Source organism: Kineococcus indalonis (assembly GCF_009906395.1).
Classification (GTDB): Bacteria; Actinomycetota; Actinomycetes; order Actinomycetales; family Kineococcaceae; genus Kineococcus; species Kineococcus indalonis.
Window position 1 is genome coordinate 1 of sequence record NZ_JAAALM010000372.1, and the last position, 4096, is coordinate 4096.

Annotated in this window: 3 protein-coding genes; all 3 read left to right on the plus strand. The window is 78.7% G+C overall.

The window, feature by feature from the left end:
• Positions 1-1771: gamma-glutamyltransferase family protein (locus tag GTR00_RS15885; RefSeq protein WP_205705940.1), on the plus strand; the 1771-nt coding region annotated here is incomplete at its 5' end.
• The gene (locus GTR00_RS15890) at positions 1768-3381 is read left to right on the plus strand and encodes a dipeptide ABC transporter ATP-binding protein (protein WP_166612565.1); all 1614 of its coding nucleotides are present in this window, start codon (positions 1768-1770) and stop codon (positions 3379-3381) included. The genes GTR00_RS15885 and GTR00_RS15890, both read left to right, overlap by 4 nt.
• Position 3382: 1 nt before the next feature.
• Positions 3383-4045 (plus strand): GntR family transcriptional regulator, encoded by a 663-nt coding sequence (locus tag GTR00_RS15895; RefSeq protein ID WP_166612566.1) that lies wholly within the window; start codon positions 3383-3385, stop codon positions 4043-4045.
• Positions 4046-4096 lie beyond the last annotated feature (51 nt).

The following is a 4096-nucleotide window of genomic DNA, read 5'->3' on the forward strand; positions in this document are numbered from 1 at the left end:
CCGCCCCACCCTGCGCGGCACGTTCGGCATGACGGCCTCCACGCACTGGCTGGCCACCGCCACCGGGCAGTCCGTGCTGGAGCGCGGCGGCAACGCCTTCGACGCCGCCGTGGCCGCCGCGTTCGTCCTGCACGTCGTCGAACCGCACCTGAACGGCCCCGGCGGCGACATGACCGCGGTGTTCGCCACCGCCGCCGACCCCGCACCCGTCGTGCTGGACGGGCAGGGCCCGGCCCCGGCGGCGGCCACGATCGAGCACTACCGCGGCGAGGGCCTGGACCTGGTGCCCGGCGCCGGCGGGCTGGCCGCCGCCGTGCCCGGCGCGGTGGACGCCTGGGTGGTGCTGCTGCGCGACCACGGCACCTGGGAGCTGGCCGACGTCCTCGAACCAGCCGTCGGCTACGCCCGCGACGGTCACCCGGTCGTCGGCCGCGTGGGCACCACCGTCGCCTCCGTCGCCGACCTGTTCCGCGAGCACTGGCCCACCTCGGCGGCGCTGTGGATGCCGCACGGGCGCCCGCCCGCGGCCGGCGAGGTCGTCCGCAACCCCGCCTGGGCGCGCACCCTGGAGCGCCTCCTCGCCGCCGGGGAGGGCGAGGGCACCCGCGAGGGGCGCATCGAGGCGTTCCGCCGCGAGTGGCGCGAGGGGTTCGTGGCCCGCGAGGCCGTGGAGTTCCTGCGCACCCCGCACCGGCACTCCTCCGGCACCGACCACGCCGCCGTGATCGAGGTGGCCGACTTCGCCGCGTTCTCCGCCGGGTACGAGCCGGCCTGCACGCTGGAGTTCCGCGGCACCACCGTGGCCAAGACCGGCCCGTTCGGGCAGGGCCCGGTGCTGCTGCAGGCGCTGGCGATCCTCGACGGCTTCGACGACGCCGACCTGGACCCCTCCACCGAGCGCGGCGCCCACGTCGTGCTGGAGGCCCTCAAGCTCGCCCTGGCCGACCGCGACGCCCACTACGGCTCCGCCGCCGACCCGGCCGTGCTCGCCCACCTGCTCTCCCCGCAGTACGCCGAGGAGCGCCGCGCCCTGATCACCGAGCGCGCCAGCCGCGAGTTCCGCCCCGGGCGGGTCGGCGGCGCCGAGCCGTTCGTGCCGCCGCTGCGCACCGAGGCCCCCGAGGCCGTCGGCGTCGGCGAACCCACCCTGGGCGAGCCCACCGTGGAGGCCGTGGGCACCACCCGCGGCGACACCTGCCACGTCGACGTCGTCGACCGCTGGGGCAACGTCGTCTCCGCCACCCCCTCCGGCGGCTGGCTGCAGTCCTCGCCCACCGTCCCCGGGCTGGGCTTCTGCCTGGGCTCGCGGCTGCAGATGACGTGGCTGGAGGAGGCCTCCCCCTCCGCGCTGCGCCCCGGGCAGCGCCCGCGCACCACCCTGACCCCCACGCTGCTGCTGCGCGACGGCGTGCCCGTGGAGGCGCTGGGCACCCCCGGCGGCGACCAGCAGGACCAGTGGCAGCTGGTGTACCTGCTGCGCCGCCTCGTGGGCGGCTACGAGCCCCAGCAGGCCATCGACGCGCCCTCCCTGCACACCACCTCCATGCCCGGCTCGTTCTGGCCGCGCACCTGGACCCCCGGCGGCGCCGTGGTGGAGTCCCGCCTGGGCGAGGACGTCGTCGCCGGCCTGGAGCGCCGCGGGCACGTCGTGACCCGCTCCGGGCCCTGGACGCTGGGCCGGCTCTCCAGCGTCGGGCGCGACCCGGCCACCGGCGTCCTGCACGCCGCCGCGAACCCGCGCGGCGCCCAGGGCTACGCGGCGGGCCGGTGAGCGCCCCCGTGCGGGGGCCCGTGCAGGACCGCGCCGGGGAGCTGCTGCGCGTGGAGGGCCTCGACGTCGGCTACACCACCGCCGCCGGCGCCGCGCGGGTCGTGCACGGCGTGGACCTCGTGGTGCGCCGCGGGCAGCGCGTGGCCGTCGTCGGCGCCTCCGGCTCGGGCAAGTCCACCACCGCCGCCGCCGTCCTGGGCCTGCTGCCCGGCACCGGGCGCGTCACCGGCGGGCGCGTCGTCGTCGGCGGCGAGGACGTCACCGCCGCGCTGCGCGGCGGTGACGAGCGCCGGCTGCGGCGCCTGCGCGGCCGGCAGGTCGGCCTCGTGCCGCAGGACCCGATGTCCAACCTCAACCCCTCCGCGCGGGTGGGCCGGCAGGTCGCCGCGGTCCTGGAGGTGCACGGCCTGGCCCGCGGCGCCGCCGCCCGCGCGCGGGCCGTGGAGCTGCTCTCCGAGGCGGGCATCCCCGACGCCGCCCGCCGCGCCCGGCAGTACCCGCACGAGTTCTCCGGCGGGATGCGCCAGCGCGTGCTCATCGCGATGGCGCTGGCCGCCGAGCCGGAGCTGCTCGTCGCCGACGAGCCCACCTCCGCGCTCGACGTCACCGTGCAGCGGCAGGTCCTCGACCGCCTGGAGCGCCTCACCGCCGCCCGCGGCACCTCGGTGCTGCTCATCACGCACGACCTGGCGCTGGCCGCCGAGCGCTGCGACGAGGTCGTGGTGATGTCCGACGGGCGCGTCGTGGAGCGCGGCCCGGCGCCCGCGGTCCTGCACGACCCGCAGCACGAGTACACCCGCCGGCTGGTGGCGGCCGCCCCCGCCGCCGCGGCCCGCACCGCCCCGCGCGCGGTGCCCGCCGCCGCCGCGCGCGCCGAACCCGTCCTCGTCGTGCGCGACCTCGTCAAGGAGTACCGGGTGCGCGGGCAGCGCGAGAAGCTGCGCGCCGTGGACGGGGTGTCCTTCGCCGTGCGGCGCGGCACCACCACGGCCGTCGTCGGCGAGTCCGGCTCGGGCAAGTCCACCACCGCCAAGCTGGTGCTGGGCCTGGAGGCGCCCACCTCCGGCGAGGTCCGCGCCACCGGCGGCCGGCGCGAGCTGCAGCCGGTGTTCCAGGACCCCCACGGCTCCCTGGACCCGACGATGACGGTGGAGCGCCTGGTCGACGAGCCGCTGCGGGTGTTCCGCGTCGGCGACGCGCGCAGCCGGCGCACCCGCGTCGGTGAGCTGCTCGACCACGTCGCCCTGCCGCGCACCCTGGCCCAGCGCCGGCCCGCGGAGCTGTCCGGCGGGCAGCGCCAGCGCGTGGCCATCGCCCGCGCCCTCGCGCTGGACCCCGCGCTGGTGGTGTGCGACGAGGCGGTCTCCGCCCTGGACGTGCTGGTGCAGCAGCAGGTGCTGCAGCTGCTGGAGCGGTTGCAGGACGAGCTGGGCCTGAGCTACCTGTTCATCACCCACGACCTGGCCGTGGCCCGCCACGTCGCCCACGACGTGCTGGTGATGCGGCGCGGGCGGGTCGTGGAGCGGGGCAGGATCGACGACGTGTTCGACGACCCCCGCCACGAGTACACCGCGGAGCTGCTCTCGGCCATCCCCGGCCGGGCCGCCTGAGGTGGGCGCCTCCGCCGAGCGCGTCACCGCGGCCCTGCGCGCGGACGTCCTCACCGGCGTCCTCGCCCCGGGCTCGCGGCTGCCCGAGCCGCTGCTGCAGGAGCGCTACGGCACCTCCCGGGTGCCGGTGCGCGAAGCGCTGCGCGCGCTGGCGGGGGAGGGGTTCGTGGAGCTGCGCCCCAACGCGGGCGCGCGCGTGGCGCAGGTCCCCGTCGAGGACCTCGCCGACCTGTACGCGGTGCGGCGCGTGGCCGAGGGCGTCACCGCCGCCCGCTGCGCCGCGCTCGTGGCCACCGGCCGCGCCGGCGGGCTCGTCGCCGACCTCGACCGCCTCGTCGAGCAGGGCCTGGCGGCCGTGGCCGAGGAGCGGCGCGCCGACGGCGCGCGGCTGAACGCGGAGTTCCACGAGCGCATCGCCACCGCCTCCGGGGCGCGCAGCATGGCGCAGGTGCTGCGCTGGGCCTCCGACCGCATCCGCTGGGCGTACGCCACGACGGTGCCGCAGCAGGGGCAGCGGGCGTGGGCCGAGCACCGCCGCGTGGCCCGGGCCATCGCCTCCGGCGACGCGGCGCGGGCGGCGGAGGTCATGGAGCGGCACGTCGCCGCCTCCGCCCGCGCCTTCCAGGACCCCGCACGCGCGGCGCGCGCCGCGCGCGAGGCCTGAGGCCCCGCACGCGGCGCGCGCCGGCGGTGCCCGCCGGTGCGGGCCCGGGGG